The organism is Acuticoccus kalidii (assembly GCF_021556395.1).
Lineage (GTDB): Bacteria > Pseudomonadota > Alphaproteobacteria > Rhizobiales > Amorphaceae > Acuticoccus > Acuticoccus kalidii.
In genome coordinates, this window is record NZ_JAKGCS010000036.1 from 219,200 (window position 1) to 235,195 (window position 15,996).

Genomic DNA, 15,996 nt, shown 5'->3' on the forward strand with positions numbered 1-15,996 from the left:
ACCCATCCCAGCGTGAAGGAAACCCGATGACACCGACAGTTCACGAAGGAACGAGATCGCGCGCCGCCGGCGCCGTCGCGGCCACGCTCGCCGCGGCCGTCTTCGGCCTCGCCTTGTTGGCGACTCCGGTCCTTGCCCAGTCGAACCAGAATGAGCCCGACATCTCGATGGCCGAGGGGATGCAGATCTATCGCGCCTGCCGCACCGATCTCGATCGCTATTGCCCCGGCATCAAGCCGGGCGGCGGCCGCATCGCGAACTGCATGAAGGAAAATTATCAAAAGCTGTCCGACGGCTGCAAGACGACGCTCGGCGAGGTGATCAACAAATGAACGATCGCGGTCATGCGACCCCCTTCGGTCAGCTTCGCGCGCCGTTGGCCGGCGATGGCGTGACCGCATCATCCCTCGCGACACCGACCGGCCGAGGGGGCGGCGAGGCGTCGTTGCGCCTCCTGACCGAGGCGCGGGAGACGACGCCCGCAGGCCCCACCCCAGTCACCCGGCGCATCGGTGAGGCGGACCGGCCCGCCGAATCGCGACCCGGTGCCGGTCTGATGGCGGGACGCCCGCCATCGCGCCCCCGGCGGCCGAAACGCACCCTCGGTGCACTCCTCGTTGTCCTGTTGCTCGTCGGGGGAGCGGTCGCCGGGGTGCGCTACGGCTTGCCGCGCACCGCAGAACATTATCCGATCCTGCCCGGTATGCTGGCCGTGGAGCTGTCCGGCCCGGCGACGCTCGACGCGATCAATCAGACCGATGTCGCGGCGACGAGCGCCGGCCGGATCATCCGACTGCCCGTCGACCGCAACGACGTGGTGAAGGCCGGCGACGTGATCGCGGTCATCAAGTCCGACGATCTGGAGCGTCAGGTCGCGGCGGCGCAGGCGAGCGTCGAATCGGCCGATCGTGGCGTCGACGAGGCGAAAGCCCAGCAGACCCGCGCCGAGGCCGCGCTTCAGAACGCGCAGGAGAGCCACGACCGGCTGCAAAAGCTCGTCGCGAGCGGCACCGTCACACAGGCCTCCTACGATGCGGGCCTTGCGACGCTGCGCCAGGCGACCGCCGATCTCACCGCCGCCAAGGCCGCCGTCGCGCGGGCCGAGGCGGAGCATCGCGCCGCGATCTCGCAGGCCGACCTTCAGCAGACCTATCTCGACGACGCGGTGGTGCGCGCCCCGATCCCCGGTGTCGTCGTCTCCCGCGCCCGCAATCTCGGCGACGTGGTGAGCGCGGGCGCCCCGATTGTCACCATCGTGGACCCGGGTTCGATCGTGATGAGCGCACGCTTCGACGAAAGCGCGATCGCCTCGATCGAACCCGGCCAATCGGCTTCGCTCGTCTTCCCGTCCCGTCCCGGTACGCCGATCGCCGGCCATGTCTTGCGCCTCGGCCGCAAGGTGGACAACGAAACGCGCGAATTCAGCGCCGATATCCGCCCCGACACGCTGCCGCCCAACTGGGCGATCGGCCAGCGCGGGCGCGTCGTCGTGACCGTGGCGACGAAACCCGGCGTCCTCGCCGCGCCGACCGAGACGCTGACGCGCCGCGATGGTCAGGCGGGGGTCTGGGTCGCCGAGGGCGGCCGCGCCCACTGGCAGCCGGTAACGCTCGGCGCGGTCGGCGACGGACGGGTCGAAGTCATCTCCGGCCTTCATCCGGGCGAAACGGTGCTCAAGCGGGCGCGTCTCTTCGAGGGGATGCGGATCCAGCCGCCGAGCGCATCGTCATGAGCCTCGCGCTGAAGGATATCGCCTTCAGCCCGACCCGGTTCATCCTGACGGTCCTGGGTGTCGGCTTCCTCATCACCGCATCGATCGGCATGGTGGGCATCTATCGCGGCATCGTCGACGACGCGATGCTCCTCGTCGAGAAGGTCGGGGCCGATCTGTGGATCGTCCAAGGCGGGCGGCAAGGGCCGTTCTCGGAAGGCTCCTCGGTGCGCGCCGACCTCGACCAGCGTGTCGCGGGCGTCGCGGGCGTGACGAGTGCCCGGCGTTTCCTCCAGGTCAGCCAGCAATTCGATGCGCCGGATGGGGTGGGGCAGATGCGCGCCGCGATCGTCGGGCTCGACTATCCGAAGGATGAGGGGAACTGGATCGACCTCGTGGCCGGCCGATCGATCGCGACCGGTCATTTCGAGGCGATCGCCGACGAGACGATCGGCCTCGCGCTCGGCGATGTCGTCCGCCTCAACCATGACGACTATACGATCGTCGGCATCACCCGGCAGATGGTGGACCTGTCGGGCGACGGCATCCTCTTCGTGACGATCAACGACGCGATGGAGATCGCTCAGCGCCGGTCGAGCGAAGAGGTGCTCCTGACGCGCGCGGTGATGGACGATGCGGGGCCGGAGGCGGCGCTCTCACCGGCCGCGAACAAGGTCGCCGCGGTGCTCGCCACCGTCGATCCGGCGGCCGATATCGCCGCGGTGCGCGCCTCGATCGCCGCATGGGGCGACGTCAACGTCATGAGCCGGGCGGACCAGCGCGACCTTCTTCTCAATCAGCGCCTGTGGCGGTTGCGGGTGCAGATCCTCGCCTTCACCGGCGTCCTGTTGATCGTGATGACGATCGTGATCTCCCTGATCATCTACATGATGACGCTCGAAAAGCTCCACCAGATCGCGATGCTGAAGCTGATGGGGGCGCGCAACAGCCTCATCACCGGGATGATCGCGCAACAATCGGCGGCGATCTCCTTTCTCGCCTTCGGCGTCGGGATCGGGCTCGCAAAGCTGATCTTTCCGCTCTTTCCGCGCCGTGTGGTGATGGCGCCGGACGACATCACCTATCTGTTCATCGCCGTCGCGGTGATTGCCGCGTGCGCGAGCCTCATCGGGATATCCCGGGCGATGCGGGTCCGCGCCCAGGAGGTGCTCGCATGAGCGCGACGATCCATGTCGAGAATGCGCGCAAGCACTATCAGAGCGGCGACACCACCGTGCGCGCCCTCGACGGGGTGACGATCGAGGCCCGGCCGGGCGAACTCATCGGCATCATGGGCGCGTCCGGCTCCGGCAAGAGCACGATGCTCCTGATTGCCGGGCTCCTCGAGCCGCCGACGGAGGGGGAGGTGTTCTTCCGGGGCGAGCGGGTGTCGTGTCCGGGCGCCGATCTCGACCGGCTGCGCGCGTTCCGGCGGCGCAATATCGGCTTCGTCTTCCAGAAGGCGAACCTCATTCCGTTCCTGAGCGCGATCGAGAATGTCGCCCTCGCGCTCAAGATCGACGATGTGCCGAAGCGCGCCGCGCACGACTATGCCGAGGCGCTCCTCGTCGAGCTCGGGCTCGGGCACCGGGTGGACAACCGGCCCGCGCGCCTCTCGGGCGGCGAGCAGCAGCGCGTCGCGATCGCCCGCGCCCTCGCCAACGATCCGCCGCTCCTCCTCGCCGACGAGCCGACCGCCGCGCTCGATTCGGTCCGCAGCCGCCACGTGATGGAGTTGTTTCGGACCATCGCGGACGTCCGCGGCGCGTCCATTCTGGTGGTGACGCACGATCCGCGTTCGGTCGATCTCTTCGACCGCGTCTACGAGTTCTCGGACGGCAAGATCGTCGCCACGTCTCGGCGAACCGCGCCGGAGGCGCTTGCCGCCCACTGACGGTGCCAGCGCCAGGCAGTCTCGACGATGGTGTCGATATCGGAGCGGCGCGTGCTGTCGGCGCCGAATGCGGCGTGTGCCGCCTCCGCGTCGGTATAAAGGGCGGGCGGATCGCCGGCGCGTCGCGGGGCGAGGATCGTGGGCACGGTCATCCCGGTGACGCGTTCCACCGCGTCGACGACCTCGCGCACGGAGTGACCCTTGCCGCTGCCGAAATTATAGGCCCCACCACCATGCCCCTGGCGCAGTTGCGCGAGCGCCTCGAGGTGCACGTCGGCGAGGTCACTCACATGGACATAGTCGCGGATCGCGGTGCCGTCCGGCGTCGGATAGTCGGTCCCCATGATGCGGATCGGGTCGCCATCGCCGGTCACCGACTGGAACAGGCGCGGAATGAGGTGGGTCTCGACCTGCCGCGCCTCGCCGATCTCGCCGTCCGGATCGGCGCCGGCGACATTGAAATAGCGCAGCGCGATCGAGGGAAGGCCGCCGCGCGCGGCCTCTTCGAGAAGGGCTTCGGCGGCGAGCTTCGTCTCGCCATAGGGATTGATCGGAACCTTCGGGGCGCCTTCGCGGATCGGAAGCCAATCGGGAATGCCGTAGACCGAGCAGGTGCTGGAAAAGACGATCGGCGGCGCGCCGTGCCGCATCGCCGCCTCGATCAGATGGCGCGTTCCGGTGACGTTGACGGCGAGATAGGCGTCCGTCTCCTCGAAGGAGGCCGCGACGTCGGAGAGGGCGGCGAGGTGGACGATGCCCTTCGGCCGGTGCGCGGCGAACACCGCGTCGAGCCGGTCGGCGTCGAGAAGGTCGCCCTTCTCGAACGGTCCCCATCGGACGGCCCAGCGATTGCCGGTCGCGAGATTGTCGAAGACGACGGGCCGGTAGCCGGCCGCGGCGAGCGACTTGGCGACGTGGCTGCCGATATAACCGGCACCTCCCGTGACGATGATCGAGTCCATATCCGGTTTCCTCGGCGGGGCAGCCACGCGGACCACCTGTCACTCGACATGATGCGAGGTTAGAGGCTTTCGAGCGCGCTCGTCCACCGGGCGATCGCCCTGTCGGGTGCATAGTGGATATGGCGGGCGCGGGCGGCTGCGGCCATCGCGGCGCCTTGATCGGGCAGATTCGCCACGAGCTCGGCGACACGCGCAGCCCATTCCGCGGGCCGATCGGCTGCGAGGACGACGCCGAACCCATGGGTTTCGATCTCGCGCGCCACCGACCCGTCGGGGTCGCCGAGGAACAGCACCGGCCGCCCGGCCGCGAGAACGCCATAGAGCTTGGAGGGCATGATCAGCCCCTCGCACGCCGGATCGAGGCTGACGAGATGGATATCGGGCGCCGAAAGGCTGAGGCTCAGCCGCTCGCGCGGTTGATAGGGCGCGCGCGTCACCGCCGCCTTGGTCTCGGCCAGCCGGCGGATCCGGTCATGGCCGGCGCCGCCGCCGACGAAGAGCCAGCGCAAACCGTCGACCGCCCGTGTCGCCTCGACGAGTGCGGCGACGCGGTCCGGCATGTGCGCGAGGCCGAGATTGCCGGAATAGCCGATCACGCAGGTGGCCCCGGCCGCCCATTCTTTGCGAAGCGGGTTCGCCTCCGCCGCGACGGGGGCGATCGCCGCATCGCACCAGTTCGGCAGCACGCCGATCCGCTCCGGCGCGACGCCGGCATCGAGGAGATGCGCCCGCATCGGCGCGTTGAGCACGGCGTTGAAGGCAGCGCCCCGCAAGGAACGATCCCGCAAGGCCGTCAGCCCGCGTCCCGCGATCCCGTTCGCCCACGTCATCCCGAGCGCCCCCGCGACTTCGGGAAAGAGGTCCTGACACCAATTGACGAGGCGGGCGCGCCGGATCCACGCCACGGCCCAGGCGCCGACGGAGATCATCGGCGGATCCGTCTTCGCGATGACGATATCGCCGCGCCGGACGGTGACGAGGAGCGTGACGACGGCGAAGAGATAGAAGGTCAGATAATCGAGCATCCGCCCGGCGAGCCGCGCGCGGCCGAAGCGTGTCGACCAGACACGGCGGACGGCGACGCCTCTCCGCTCTTCGTGCGCCGGAAGGTCGCGGGCCGCCGAATAGGACAAACGTGCCGTGATCACGACGACATCGTGTCCGGCCTCGGCGAGTGCCTCGGAGAGATCGGCGAGAAGCTGGGCCGTGGCCGACTCGTCGGGAGCATAAAACCGATTCACCGCGACGACCCGCATCGAACGGCTCAGCGCGCCGTCTCGCCGCATCGCCGGCGCGAAGTGCCCAAAAAATCGGCCAAAATTGCCTCGGGACATGAACTCGACGAAATTATGGCGAGTTTGCCCGCATCATCGCAGCGCGTCGAGGCCCGTCCGTGGTTGCCGGCTTGCATTCAACGCAAGGCAGGGCCGACCAGCGTGCCCTCGCATGTCGGCGCCTGTCCGATTATGTTGGGGGCGAGAGAAGGGGAGAACCATGGTCACACTGGTCGATCGGACCTCCGAGCGCGCCCAAGCGGACAAGCCGGCGTCTGTCCGCCATCCGGAGAAGGCGAAGCGGCCCGATACGCCGCTTTTGCGCAAACCGGAGTGGATTCGTGTGCGGGCGCCCGGTTCTCCCGTCTGGCGTGAGACGCGGGAGATCGTCCGCTCGCAAGGCCTCGTCACGGTGTGCGAGGAGGCGGGCTGTCCCAATATCGGTGAGTGCTGGTCGAAGAAGCACGCCACCTTCATGATCATGGGCGACACGTGCACGCGCGCCTGCGCCTTCTGCAATGTGCGCACCGGCCTGCCGCAGGCGCTCGACGCGGCGGAGCCGCAAAAGGTCGCCGACGCGGTCGCCTCGCTGGGGCTCGAGCACGTCGTCGTCACCTCGGTCGATCGGGACGATCTCGCCGATGGCGGGGCCCATCACATGGCCGAGACGATCAAGGCCATCCGCAAAACCTCGCTTGGCACCACGATCGAGGTTCTGACGCCCGACTTCCTGCGCAAGCCCGGCGCGCTCGAAATCGTGGTCGATGCCCGCCCCGACGTGTTCAACCACAATCTCGAAACGGTGCCGTCGCTCTATCTCCAGGTCCGTCCCGGCGCGCGCTATTACCACTCGATCCGCCTGCTCGACCGGGTGAAGATGCTCGATCCGACGATCTTCACGAAGAGCGGCATCATGGTCGGCCTCGGTGAGATCCGGAACGAAGTCCTCCAGTTGATGGACGACCTGCGCAGCGCCGACGTCGATTTCCTGACGATCGGCCAGTATCTGCAGCCCTCGCGCAAGCACTATCCGGTCAAAGAGTACATCACCCCGCAGGCCTTCTCGGCATATGAGAAGATCGCCTTCGCCAAAGGCTTCCTGATGGTCTCGGCCTCGCCTTTGACGCGCTCGTCCTACCATGCCGGCGATGATTTCGCCCGCCTGAAGGCCGCTCGCGAGGCCCGCGCGAAAGCCGAAGAGCGCGCCTGATGCCTCAATTCGAGACCACCCGACGCGTCAAGCACTCGGCCGAGAACATGTTCGACCTCGTGGCGGACGTGAATTCCTATCCGGGCTTCGTGCCGCTCTGCCGGTCCCTCACGGTCCGCCGTCGCGACACGCTGCCCGACGGGCGGGAAGTGCTCGTCGCCGAGATGACGGTCGCCTACAAGCTGATCCGCGAATCGTTCACCTCCCGCGTCGTGCTCGACAAGGCGAACAACGTGATCGATGTCAGCTATCTCGACGGCCCGTTCAAGGAAATGCACAACCGCTGGAGCTTCAAGCCCGTCAGCGAGAGCGAGACGGACGTGCACTTCGCGATCCGGTACGAGTTCAAGAACCGGATGCTCGCCACCATGATGGGCTCCATCTTCGACCACGCCTTCCGCCGCTTCGCCACCGCGTTCGAGGCGCGCGCCGATGAGGTCTATGGTTACGCTTGAGCGCGTGCCGTCATCGGGCGAGGGGCCGGGCCTTCAGCCACAAAAAGAGCGGTAGCCGCGTCCACCGCGCCATCGGATCGGCGTCCGAGCGGAGCTCCGGCACGGGCTCGCGCAGCGACGTGACGGCGAGCCCCGCCGCCTCCAATGCCGCGGCATAGGCCTCCAAGGGTTGGGACCAGCCGAAGAAGGGCATCTCGAGCCCGTCGCGCGCCTCCGTCCCAGCGAACGCCTTCCGCCCGAAATAGGGTTCGGTGATCACGAACGGTGCCTCCGCCGCGTCATCGGCGAAATGTCCGATATCGGCGAAGGGGTGCACGATCGAGATCATCAGCGTCGCCGATGGTCGCATGACGCGGCGGATTTCCCGCAGCGCGGCGGGCACATCCACGATATCCATCAACACGTTATAAGCGACGACGAGATCGAAGCTGGCGTCTTCGAAGGGGAGGGCGTCGGCGGGCGCCGCGCGATAATCGTGCGCCGAACCGGCCTCTTCCGCCGCGGCGAGGAGGGCCTTCACGGGCTCCGTCGCGGTCACGCGAAACCCCAATTCCTGCAAGAGCCGCGAGACACGCCCTTCGCCGCAACCCACTTCGAGCGCCGCGCCCGAGCCGGGGCCGACAAAGGCCGCGAGCCGGCCCCGATAGGCCCAGAACGCGTCATGGCCGGGCCTGCGCGCCCACTCGATCCACGCGCCTGCCGCCTTCGTCCAGTGCGCTTCGTCCGCATTCATGTCGGCCTCGTCCGTCTCGCCTCGGACCGGGGTGCCGGTCTCAGGCGGCGTGGGCGCGCCGCTCGGCCGGCACGGCGGGCCGGCGGTCCCGGTAGGCCTGACGGAGCCAGTCGTCGAGATCGCGGTGCTGCCGGTTGCCGAAGCCGACGGCGTTGAGCAGTGCCCGCAACGCATCGGGGTTCGCCGCCTCGAACATCACCCCTATCGCCGAGGCATTCCAATCGGGAACGCTGAGCGCCGTCGTGGTCGCGATGATGGTGCCGTGAAAGGCGGTGCGGCTCCGCTTCAGAACGCTCGCCTGGACGAGATCGTCGATCGCGAGGCTGTCGACCAGCGATTGCGCGCTGTCGCCGTCGATCTCGCCCTTGCGAACGTGACGGCCGAGCTGGCGCTCCAGCAAGGTCAGCGCCATCCAGTCGAGCGGGAAGGCGGCGTTGAGGAGGACCGTCTCAGTCCCGAACCCCTGGCCGTGCCGGCGTCCGTCACCGCGCCGCGTGACCTCGATCCGCTCGCCGCCGATGATGCGGATTCCGGTGCCCGGCGCGACGAGATAGTGCCGGTCCCATTGCGCGCTTTGCGGGCCCTGGCGCCAGCCGTTCAAAAATCGCGGCGCCTCCCGCATGAAGACGCCGAATTGAAAGGGCTCACCATCGCGCATCGCCGCCACACTCCCACTCGATGAGACGGGCGGGAGTGTTGCGGCGACATGGTTAATTCGCGGTTGACGGGCTCACTCGTCCGTTACCACGGGGCGTTTCTCGTCGGACCCCCATTCGGTCCACGATCCGTCATAGACCGCGGCTTCCGTGCCGACATTGCAGAGCGCTAGGGCGAGGATCGATGCCGTCACGCCGGAACCGCAGGTCGTGATGACCGGACGGTCGAGATCGACGCCCGCCGCTTCGAACGTCTTGCGCACCTCCTCGTCCGGCTTGATGTTGCCTTGGGCGTCGAGAAGGGCGGTGTAGGGCACGTTCTTCGCCCCCGGCATGTGCCCCGCGCGCACGCCCGGCCGGGGCTCCGGCGCGCGGCCGAAGAACCGCTCCGCGCCCCGCGCATCGGCGACATTGGCGTCCCGCTTCAGCGATTTTGCGACGGTGTCGGCGTCGGCGAACTGCTCCTTCTGGAAAATCGCCGTGAAGGTCGCCGGGAACGGCTTGCGCCCCGGCCCGGTCTCGAGCGGATAGCCGGCGCCTTTCCAGGCGGCGAGACCGCCCTTCAGGATCTTCGCCTGATGCCCCATCACGCGGAACATCCACCACACGCGCGGCGCAGCGAAGAGGCCCTCCTGCTCGTAGATGACGATCTCGCTATCGTTCGAGATGCCGAGAGCGCCGACCATCTTGCCGAAGGCCTCGGGCGTCGGAAGCGTATGGGGCAGATCGCTCGACGTGTCGGCGATCTTGTCGATGTCGAAGCGGAGCGCGCCGGGAATATGGCCCGCCTCGTATTCGGCCTGTGGATCGCGCCCGGCATCCGGCATGTGCCAGGAGGCGTCGAGCACGACGGTGGATTTCAAACACCCGTTGAGTTCGTTCGCTGTGATCAGCATCATTCCACCAGCGCCAGGCGGACACGGCGGTTTTGCCGGCCCTTCTTCTCGATTTTCGTCACGGCGAGCGGACCGATTTCCCCCGTGGAGGCCACATGCGTGCCGCCGCAGGGCTGAAGGTCCACGTCCCCGATCCGCACGAGACGCACGCGGCCCGACCCCCGCGGCGGCTTCACCGCCATCGTCTTGACGAGCTCGGGATTGGCGTCGAGCTCGGCGTCGGTGATCCACTCGGTGGTGATCTTGTGATCGGCCGCGACGAGATCGTTGACCGCGCGCTCGATCGCCTCCTTGTCGAGCGTCGGGTCGGGAATGTCGAAATCGAGCCGGCTCTCGCTGGCGCCGATCTGCCCGCCGGTGACGGGGTAGGGAAGCGCGACGGACAAAAGGTGCAGCGCGGTGTGCATCCGCATCAGCCGGTAGCGCCGCGTCCAGTCGAGATGTTGCGTGACCTCGGTCCCGACAGGGATCGGCAGCGGCACGGCGAGCATGATCGCGGTGCGATCCTCGCCATAGCGCGCGTCGCTGACCTCGATGGTCGACCCGTCCGGCAGCTCCAGCGCGCCCGCATCGCCCGGCTGTCCGCCGCCGGCCGCATAAAAGACGCTCCGGTCGAGGCTGACGCTGCCATCGCCCGCCGCGATGACGGTCGCTGTTGCGGTGGTGAGGTACGCGTCGTCGCGAAAAAGCGGCTCGGTCATGCCTCCACCTTCTCATAGGGAACGCGGATCGCAGAGGTCCGCTCCAGCCATTTCGGCACCGGCAGATCCTTGGAGCGCAGGAACTCCGCGTTGAAGAGCTTGGAGGCGTAGCGATTGCCGTAATCGCAGAGCACGGTCACGATCGTGTGGCCCGGCCCCATCTCCCGGGCCATGCGAATCGCCCCGGCGACGTTGATGCCGGACGAGCCGCCGAGCATCAGCCCCTCGTGCTCCAAAAGGTCGAAGATGATCGGCAGCGCCTCCGAATCGGGAATCTGGAAGGGCATGTCGACCGGCGCGTCCTTGAGGTTCGCGGTGATGCGCCCCTGGCCGATCCCCTCGGTGATGGAAGAGCCTTCCGACTTCAATTGGCCGGTGGTGTAATAGGAATAGAGCGCCGCGCCCATCGGATCGGCGAGCCCGATCTTGACCGACTTGTTGTGCGATTTCAGCGCCATGCCGGTGCCGGCGAGCGTGCCGCCGGTGCCGACGGCGCAGATGAATCCGTCGACCTTGCCGCCGGTCTGTTTCCAGATCTCCGGCCCGGTGCCCTCGATATGGGCCTCGCGATTGGCCGTGTTGTCGAACTGGTTCGCCCAGATCGCGCCGTGCGGCTCCCGTTCGGCGAGCTCGGCGGCGAGCCGGCCCGAGACCTTCACATAATTGTTGGGGTTCTTGTACGGCACCGCGGGAACCTCGACGAGCTCGGCGCCCGCGAGGCGGATCATCTCCTTCTTCTCCTCCGACTGGGTCTCGGGGATGACGATGACCGTGCGAAAGCCCATCGCATTGCCGACGAGGGCGAGGCCGATCCCGGTATTGCCCGCCGTTCCCTCGACGATGACGCCGCCGGGCGTCAGCTTGCCCCGCCGTACCGCGTCGCGAATGATATAGAGCGCGGCGCGATCCTTCACCGATTGACCCGGATTGAGAAACTCGGCCTTGCCGAAAATTTCGCAGCCGGTCTCTTCGGATGCCTTTTTGAGACGGATCAGCGGCGTGTTGCCGATGAGGTCGATCATTTGTGCCATAGGGCCTCCTCGGGGGCGAGGCTTAGCCCGGCCCCCCACCGCCATCAATATCGCGGCAAGGACATGGGGTCGTCGGCGTGCTCGAAACGCGATGCGCCGCGTTCGACGATCGCATGGCCGGGGTTGGAGTGGAACGCGATCCCGGTGGACGTAGCGCGGCGGTGGGTCACGGTCTCGTGCTCCTCGGGTCCGGCCGGCGGTGCGGCGACCCTTCGACCTTTTATTTCGGTCGCCGTGTTGCGATCGTCAACGTTGCGATCGTCGACGCGGCGGGTGACCCGGCGGCCGACGTTTCCGGTTGACGGTGACGAAGACGGCCCTTTTTTGAAGAGGATGCGCCATGCGCCCCGCCGCGCCAAACGTGGAGACGTTGCACATGATCGAGACACCGCTGCGCGCTGGGCGTGAGGAGCCGACGATGCCCGACGGGCGCGGCTATCGGATGCGCGGTGCCGGCTCCACCGTGGTCGCGATCAGTCCGCAGGCGCTGTGGGAGATCGTGATGGACGAGCAGCGCCTCGCCGCCGCGATCCCCGGCGCGGAGACGCTGCACCGCGCCGATCGGGACGAGATCCGCGTCTATGCCGCCGATGTCGGGATCGGCGTCGGCAAGATCAAAGGCACCTATCGCGTCTCGGCCGCCTTCGCCGAGACGATCGCGCCGTCGAGCCTCGTCCTGTTCGGCGGCGCCGAGGGGCCGTTCGGCAATTCGACCGGCGAGGGGTGGGTGGATTTCCGCCCGGTCGAGGGCGGCACCGAGGTCTCTTACGCCTACGCGATCCTGATTTCCGGTTTCGTCGCGCGGGTCGGCGGCCGGCTCCTCGACGCGGCCGCGAACACCTTGATCGACAAGTTCTTCGCCCGCCTCGCCAAGGCCGCCGCCACGGTCTGACGGTTCGGCTGAGGCATGGCCGGCTCTCGAGGGATGCGGCGGGGTCAAGGGCGGCCGAAGGCCGGGCGGAGCCTTCACCCTTGACGCCGTCGCATCCCGGCCCACGCTCGCAATGGCCTGCCAACGGTTCGAGCGCCGAGCGCTCGCTCCGCTGGCAGGCCTGCCCATCGGCGAGATGGGGGAGCGCGAGGGGGAACGCCCTCGCATCCTGGCGAACAATGTCGGCGCGAAGCGCCGTCCGCCGATCCCTGAGCGCAGCCGCTTGAGGCGGCGGGGCCGATCGCCCCTTGCCGGTTCCGTCGGTGCGATGGAAGGATGCAAGAAAACGGGAGGGGACGATGGGACAGATGAAGGGGCCGGGCCTGTTTCTGGCGCAGTTCGCGGGCGATCGGGCGCCGTTCGACACGCTGCCGTCGATCGCGCGCTGGGCGGCCGAATGCGGCTATGTCGGCATCCAGATCCCGGCTTGGGACGGGCGGCTGTTCGATCTCGCCCGCGCCGCTGACTCGAAGGATTATTGCGACGAGGTGGCCGGGATCTGCCGCGAGGCGGGTGTCGAGATCACGGAATTATCGACCCATTTGCTCGGCCAGCTCGTCGCCGTTCACCCCGCTTATGACGATGCGTTCGACGCGTTCGCGCCCGCCGCGCTCCATGGCAAGCCCGCGGCGCGCCAGGAATGGGCCGTCGGAGAGGTGAAGCGGGCGGCTAAGGCGTCGGCCAATCTCGGGCTGCCGGTGAGCGTCTCCTTCACCGGGGCGCTCGCCTGGCCGTTCCTCTATCCCTGGCCGCAGCGGCCGGCCGGCCTCGTCGACGAGGCGTTCGACGAACTCGCCCGTCGCTGGCGCCCGATCCTCGATGTTTATGACGAGGCGGGCGTCGATATCGGCTTCGAGATTCATCCGGGCGAGGACGTCTTCGACGGGGCGACGTTCGAGATGTTCCTTGAGCGCCTCGGTGGGCACCCGCGCTGCCGGATCAACTATGACCCGTCGCATTTTCTCCTGCAGCAGCTCGATTATGTCGGCTTCATCGACCTTTATGCCGAGCATATCTGCGCCTTCCATGTGAAGGACGCCGAGTTCAACCCGACCGCGCGGCAGGGCGTCTATTCAGGGTTTCAGTCCTGGAAGAACAGGGCCGGCCGGTTCCGCTCGCTGGGCGACGGCCATGTCGATTTCACGGCGATCTTCTCCGCCCTCGCGACGATCGGATATGAGGGATGGGCGGTCGTCGAATGGGAGTGCGCCTTGAAAGAGGCCGAGGTGGGGGCGCGTGAGGGCGCCGCCTTCGTGGCCGAGCACATCATTCCCGTCACCGATACCGCGTTCGACGATTTCGCCGGCGGGGGCAGCGATCCGGCGACGGTGCGCCGGATGCTGGGTCTCGATCGCTGAGCCTCGATCGCTGAACGGAGCCGGGGCTCAGAACTCGTAATCGGGCCGGCTCTTGCGGGCGCCTTCGAGGAAGAGGCCGATATCGCTCGGCCCCGCGATCAGGCGGCAGCCGAGATCGTGGAGTTCGCGCGGGCTGCGTCCCGGGCGGACGATCGAGCCGAGATATTTGCCGGAGGCGAGAACGTCCGTCTCGACCTTTTCGGCGAGGGCGAGGAGTTCGGCGCTCTCGAGCTTTTCGAGCCGGTCGATCGAGCCGGCAAGATCGTTCGGGCCGATGAAGAGCATGTCGATGCCGTCCACCGCGGCGATGTCGGCGATCGCGTCGGCGGCGACGGTGTGCTCGATCTGCGCGATCAGGAGGAGATCCTCGTGCGCGCGTTCGGCGACATAAAGCGGCGTCGTCCCATAGGAGGAGCCGCGCACGATCGGGGCGGCATAGCCACGTGTGCCGCGCGGCGGATAGCGGCAGGCGGCGGCGAAGGCCTCGGCCTCGGCGCGGGAGTTGATCATCGGCGCCATGATGGAGCGGATGCCGCGATCGAGGGCGAGCTTCAGATAGACCGGATCGGCCGTCGGAATGCGCAGGATCGCCTCGCCGCCCGCCGAGCGGATCGCCCGGTCGATCGCCACGGCCTGGTTGAGATCGGCGACGCCGTGCTCGTTGTCGATGATGATGGTGCGCCAGCCCAGATGGACCGCCGCCTCGGCCAGATCGGGCGAACCGGTTCCGATCCACATGGCGCAGACGGTTTCGCCACGCTGCAAGGCGGCTTTGATGGTGTTCGGCGGCATTCTCTCGTAATCCTAAGTTCGATGAGGCGGCATGAGCTGGCGATCATCCGGCGCGCCCGAAGGCGGGCGGGCGGATCACATGAGCCAGGGCGGCGCGGCTGAAGGATGGTGGCGCGGATGGCGCGAACGGTTCGGCCGGACGGCGGGGCGGCTCATCACCACCCGCGTCGATCGTCGTCCGTGTCGTCGGTTGTCGTCCGCTTTGGCGGGCGCGACGCGGACCTCATGGGCACCCCGACGCCCTCCCTTAACGGTCCCCTCCCGTTTTTCATTTTTATCATGAAGGGATAACCGAGCAGTGTGAGGTCCGCAATCGGGAAGCGGCGCGGATCGGGTCGCGCCGGCTCTCACTCGGTCGGGTCGTCGAACACCATGCGAAAGCGAAGATGGCCGCCTTCGAGCCAGGAGGAAATCGTCGCCCTGAGGCGCGAGACCGAGCCGTCCGCCGCGGCCGTCTCGACGAGCACGCCGTCGTGCGCGTGGACGCTGCCGCCGTCGGAATACGTCAGGAAATGGGCCGCGCGCAGGTTCGGCCAGTTCGGCACGAAATCGGTGATGCGCCCGGCATGGAGCGTCTCGGCGGTGACGCCGAGGCGGGCGCGTGCGGCGCGGTTGGAGCGCACGATATGGCCGTCGGTGTCGATCTCGAGGACGCCGTTCGCCGAGGTGGAGGCGACGCGGGTGAACTGCGCATGGTCGGACGGCCGGCTCAATTCGTGCACCGCGCGCTCGATCTGATCACCGACGAGGGCGGCGAGCGAGGAGAGGATCGAGATCTCTGAGGCGGGCGGCGCCGGGCGCGACACATAGTCGATGACGCACAGCGCGCCGATCGCCGCGCCGGAGCGGGAAAAAACCGGCACGCCGACATAAAAGCGGATGAACGGGAAGCCGAAGACCATGATGTTCTCGCGAAAGCGCGAGTCGGCCGCCGCATTCTCGACGACGAGGGCCCGCTTGTCGCGGATCACGCAGGCGGTGAACGAGGCGCTGCCGGCGCGGCGATCGCCGCCATAGGGCGCGCCGCTCAGGGACCCGTTCGCCTGCGGATCGACGAGGGACACGACGGCGGTCGGGCAGTTGAAGATCTGTTTGGCGATCCCCGTGATTCCGTCGAAATCGGCGGGAACGGGTGCCGCGAAGGCGGCCTCCTCGGAACCGTCACCGTGGAGCTCCGCAGCGGCCCGCCGCAATGTGAGAGCTGCGTAAGGCATCACGATCCTTCAACCGCTTTCCCAAATTATGGCCACAAGCGCTGCACCGCAGAGCGCGCCCCGGCCGCCCGGCAAAGGGCGACGTTCATAAGCGAGGTGTCTACGCCCTTTTGCGGGGCGGTAGGCAAAAATATCGCAAATGTCCTCCGACTGAAAATAACAATCGAAAATTGTTTTC

At 67.7% G+C, this 15,996-nt stretch carries 18 protein-coding genes; 8 read left to right on the forward strand and 10 right to left on the reverse strand.

All coding sequences use genetic code 11. From position 1 onward, the window contains the following. Positions 1–26 precede the first annotated feature (26 nt). Genes L1787_RS21995 through L1787_RS22010 form a run of 4 tightly spaced genes read left to right on the forward strand, consistent with a single transcriptional unit; the run spans position 27 to position 3,605 of the window. The gene (locus L1787_RS21995) at positions 27–332 is read left to right on the forward strand and encodes a cysteine rich repeat-containing protein (protein ID WP_235711258.1); all 306 of its coding nucleotides are present in this window, start codon (positions 27–29) and stop codon (positions 330–332) included. Beyond that, positions 329–1,732, forward strand: a complete 1,404-nt coding sequence (locus L1787_RS22000) for an efflux RND transporter periplasmic adaptor subunit (protein ID WP_235711259.1) — start codon at positions 329–331, stop codon at positions 1,730–1,732. Before L1787_RS21995 ends, L1787_RS22000 begins: the two co-directional genes overlap by 4 nt. After that, entirely contained in the window at positions 1,729–2,889 is a 1,161-nt protein-coding gene (locus tag L1787_RS22005; RefSeq protein WP_235711260.1) for an ABC transporter permease, read from the forward strand. Before L1787_RS22000 ends, L1787_RS22005 begins: the two co-directional genes overlap by 4 nt. Next, positions 2,886–3,605: an ABC transporter ATP-binding protein gene (locus L1787_RS22010; protein ID WP_235711261.1), complete on the forward strand. Its 720-nt coding sequence runs from the start codon at positions 2,886–2,888 to the stop codon at positions 3,603–3,605. Before L1787_RS22005 ends, L1787_RS22010 begins: the two co-directional genes overlap by 4 nt. On the opposite strand, the gene galE is transcribed toward L1787_RS22010, so the two are convergent. Beyond that, positions 3,533–4,567: a UDP-glucose 4-epimerase GalE gene (gene galE / locus L1787_RS22015; protein ID WP_235711262.1), complete on the reverse strand. Its 1,035-nt coding sequence runs from the start codon at positions 4,565–4,567 to the stop codon at positions 3,533–3,535. The genes L1787_RS22010 and galE overlap by 73 nt on opposite strands. A 59-nt stretch (positions 4,568–4,626) precedes the next feature. Then, the gene (locus L1787_RS22020) at positions 4,627–5,853 is read right to left on the reverse strand and encodes a glycosyltransferase family 4 protein (RefSeq protein ID WP_235711263.1); all 1,227 of its coding nucleotides are present in this window, start codon (positions 5,851–5,853) and stop codon (positions 4,627–4,629) included. 208 nt (positions 5,854–6,061) lie between these two features. On the opposite strand from L1787_RS22020, the gene lipA reads away from it, so the two are divergent. Both lipA and L1787_RS22030 read left to right on the forward strand, forming a co-directional pair. Beyond that, positions 6,062–7,051, forward strand: a complete 990-nt coding sequence (gene lipA, locus L1787_RS22025; RefSeq protein WP_235711264.1) for a lipoyl synthase — start codon at positions 6,062–6,064, stop codon at positions 7,049–7,051. After that, positions 7,051–7,506, forward strand: a complete 456-nt coding sequence (locus tag L1787_RS22030) for a type II toxin-antitoxin system RatA family toxin (protein WP_235711265.1) — start codon at positions 7,051–7,053, stop codon at positions 7,504–7,506. The genes lipA and L1787_RS22030 overlap by 1 nt, the downstream gene beginning before the upstream one ends. 10 nt (positions 7,507–7,516) lie before the next feature. Here the strand turns inward: L1787_RS22030 and L1787_RS22035 are convergent, their stop codons facing one another. The 6 genes from L1787_RS22035 to L1787_RS22060 form a co-directional block, all read right to left on the reverse strand. Continuing rightward, complete coding sequence (locus L1787_RS22035; RefSeq protein ID WP_235711266.1) at positions 7,517–8,239, reverse strand: class I SAM-dependent methyltransferase; 723 nt, start codon at positions 8,237–8,239, stop codon at positions 7,517–7,519. Positions 8,240–8,279: 40 nt separating this feature from the next. Next, positions 8,280–8,897 (reverse strand): hypothetical protein, encoded by a 618-nt coding sequence (locus tag L1787_RS22040; RefSeq protein ID WP_235711267.1) that lies wholly within the window; start codon positions 8,895–8,897, stop codon positions 8,280–8,282. Between the two features lie 72 nt (positions 8,898–8,969). Continuing rightward, entirely contained in the window at positions 8,970–9,794 is an 825-nt protein-coding gene (gene sseA / locus L1787_RS22045; RefSeq protein WP_235711268.1) for a 3-mercaptopyruvate sulfurtransferase, read from the reverse strand. After that, positions 9,791–10,492, reverse strand: a complete 702-nt coding sequence (locus L1787_RS22050) for an alanyl-tRNA editing protein (RefSeq protein ID WP_235711269.1) — start codon at positions 10,490–10,492, stop codon at positions 9,791–9,793. The genes sseA and L1787_RS22050 overlap by 4 nt, the downstream gene beginning before the upstream one ends. Next, positions 10,489–11,523 carry a cysteine synthase A gene (locus L1787_RS22055; protein ID WP_235711270.1) on the reverse strand — a complete coding sequence of 345 codons (1,035 nt, stop codon included), beginning with the start codon at positions 11,521–11,523 and terminating at the stop codon, positions 10,489–10,491. The genes L1787_RS22050 and L1787_RS22055 overlap by 4 nt, the downstream gene beginning before the upstream one ends. Positions 11,524–11,567: 44 nt before the next feature. Next, a complete protein-coding gene (locus L1787_RS22060) occupies positions 11,568–11,882 on the reverse strand; it encodes a hypothetical protein (protein WP_235711271.1) in 315 nt (104 codons plus the stop codon). Positions 11,883–11,899: 17 nt separating this feature from the next. Here L1787_RS22060 and L1787_RS22065 point away from each other — a divergent pair, with 17 nt between their 5' ends. Both L1787_RS22065 and L1787_RS22070 read left to right on the forward strand, forming a co-directional pair. Beyond that, positions 11,900–12,415 (forward strand): SRPBCC family protein, encoded by a 516-nt coding sequence (locus tag L1787_RS22065; RefSeq protein WP_235711272.1) that lies wholly within the window; start codon positions 11,900–11,902, stop codon positions 12,413–12,415. 338 nt (positions 12,416–12,753) lie between these two features. Continuing rightward, positions 12,754–13,812 (forward strand): sugar phosphate isomerase/epimerase family protein, encoded by a 1,059-nt coding sequence (locus L1787_RS22070; RefSeq protein ID WP_235711273.1) that lies wholly within the window; start codon positions 12,754–12,756, stop codon positions 13,810–13,812. Positions 13,813–13,839: 27 nt separating this feature from the next. On the opposite strand, the gene L1787_RS22075 is transcribed toward L1787_RS22070, so the two are convergent. Together L1787_RS22075 and L1787_RS22080 are read right to left on the reverse strand one after the other, a co-directional pair. After that, positions 13,840–14,604: an HpcH/HpaI aldolase family protein gene (locus L1787_RS22075; protein WP_235711274.1), complete on the reverse strand. Its 765-nt coding sequence runs from the start codon at positions 14,602–14,604 to the stop codon at positions 13,840–13,842. Between the two features lie 347 nt (positions 14,605–14,951). Next, entirely contained in the window at positions 14,952–15,818 is an 867-nt protein-coding gene (locus L1787_RS22080) for a GAF domain-containing protein (protein ID WP_235711275.1), read from the reverse strand. Positions 15,819–15,996: the final 178 nt, after the last annotated feature.

Coding starts and splice junctions, on each gene's coding strand:
- L1787_RS21995 (WP_235711258.1), top strand. CDS start 27: ATGACACCGACAGTTCACGAAGGAACGAGATCGCGCGCCGCCGGCGCC.
- L1787_RS22000 (WP_235711259.1), top strand. CDS start 329: ATGAACGATCGCGGTCATGCGACCCCCTTCGGTCAGCTTCGCGCGCCG.
- L1787_RS22005 (WP_235711260.1), top strand. CDS start 1,729: ATGAGCCTCGCGCTGAAGGATATCGCCTTCAGCCCGACCCGGTTCATC.
- L1787_RS22010 (WP_235711261.1), top strand. CDS start 2,886: ATGAGCGCGACGATCCATGTCGAGAATGCGCGCAAGCACTATCAGAGC.
- galE (WP_235711262.1), bottom strand. CDS start 4,567: ATGGACTCGATCATCGTCACGGGAGGTGCCGGTTATATCGGCAGCCAC.
- L1787_RS22020 (WP_235711263.1), bottom strand. CDS start 5,853: ATGCGGCGAGACGGCGCGCTGAGCCGTTCGATGCGGGTCGTCGCGGTG.
- lipA (WP_235711264.1), top strand. CDS start 6,062: ATGGTCACACTGGTCGATCGGACCTCCGAGCGCGCCCAAGCGGACAAG.
- L1787_RS22030 (WP_235711265.1), top strand. CDS start 7,051: ATGCCTCAATTCGAGACCACCCGACGCGTCAAGCACTCGGCCGAGAAC.
- L1787_RS22035 (WP_235711266.1), bottom strand. CDS start 8,239: ATGAATGCGGACGAAGCGCACTGGACGAAGGCGGCAGGCGCGTGGATC.
- L1787_RS22040 (WP_235711267.1), bottom strand. CDS start 8,897: ATGCGCGATGGTGAGCCCTTTCAATTCGGCGTCTTCATGCGGGAGGCG.
- sseA (WP_235711268.1), bottom strand. CDS start 9,794: ATGATGCTGATCACAGCGAACGAACTCAACGGGTGTTTGAAATCCACC.
- L1787_RS22050 (WP_235711269.1), bottom strand. CDS start 10,492: ATGACCGAGCCGCTTTTTCGCGACGACGCGTACCTCACCACCGCAACA.
- L1787_RS22055 (WP_235711270.1), bottom strand. CDS start 11,523: ATGGCACAAATGATCGACCTCATCGGCAACACGCCGCTGATCCGTCTC.
- L1787_RS22065 (WP_235711272.1), top strand. CDS start 11,900: ATGATCGAGACACCGCTGCGCGCTGGGCGTGAGGAGCCGACGATGCCC.
- L1787_RS22070 (WP_235711273.1), top strand. CDS start 12,754: ATGGGACAGATGAAGGGGCCGGGCCTGTTTCTGGCGCAGTTCGCGGGC.
- L1787_RS22075 (WP_235711274.1), bottom strand. CDS start 14,604: ATGCCGCCGAACACCATCAAAGCCGCCTTGCAGCGTGGCGAAACCGTC.
- L1787_RS22080 (WP_235711275.1), bottom strand. CDS start 15,818: ATGCCTTACGCAGCTCTCACATTGCGGCGGGCCGCTGCGGAGCTCCAC.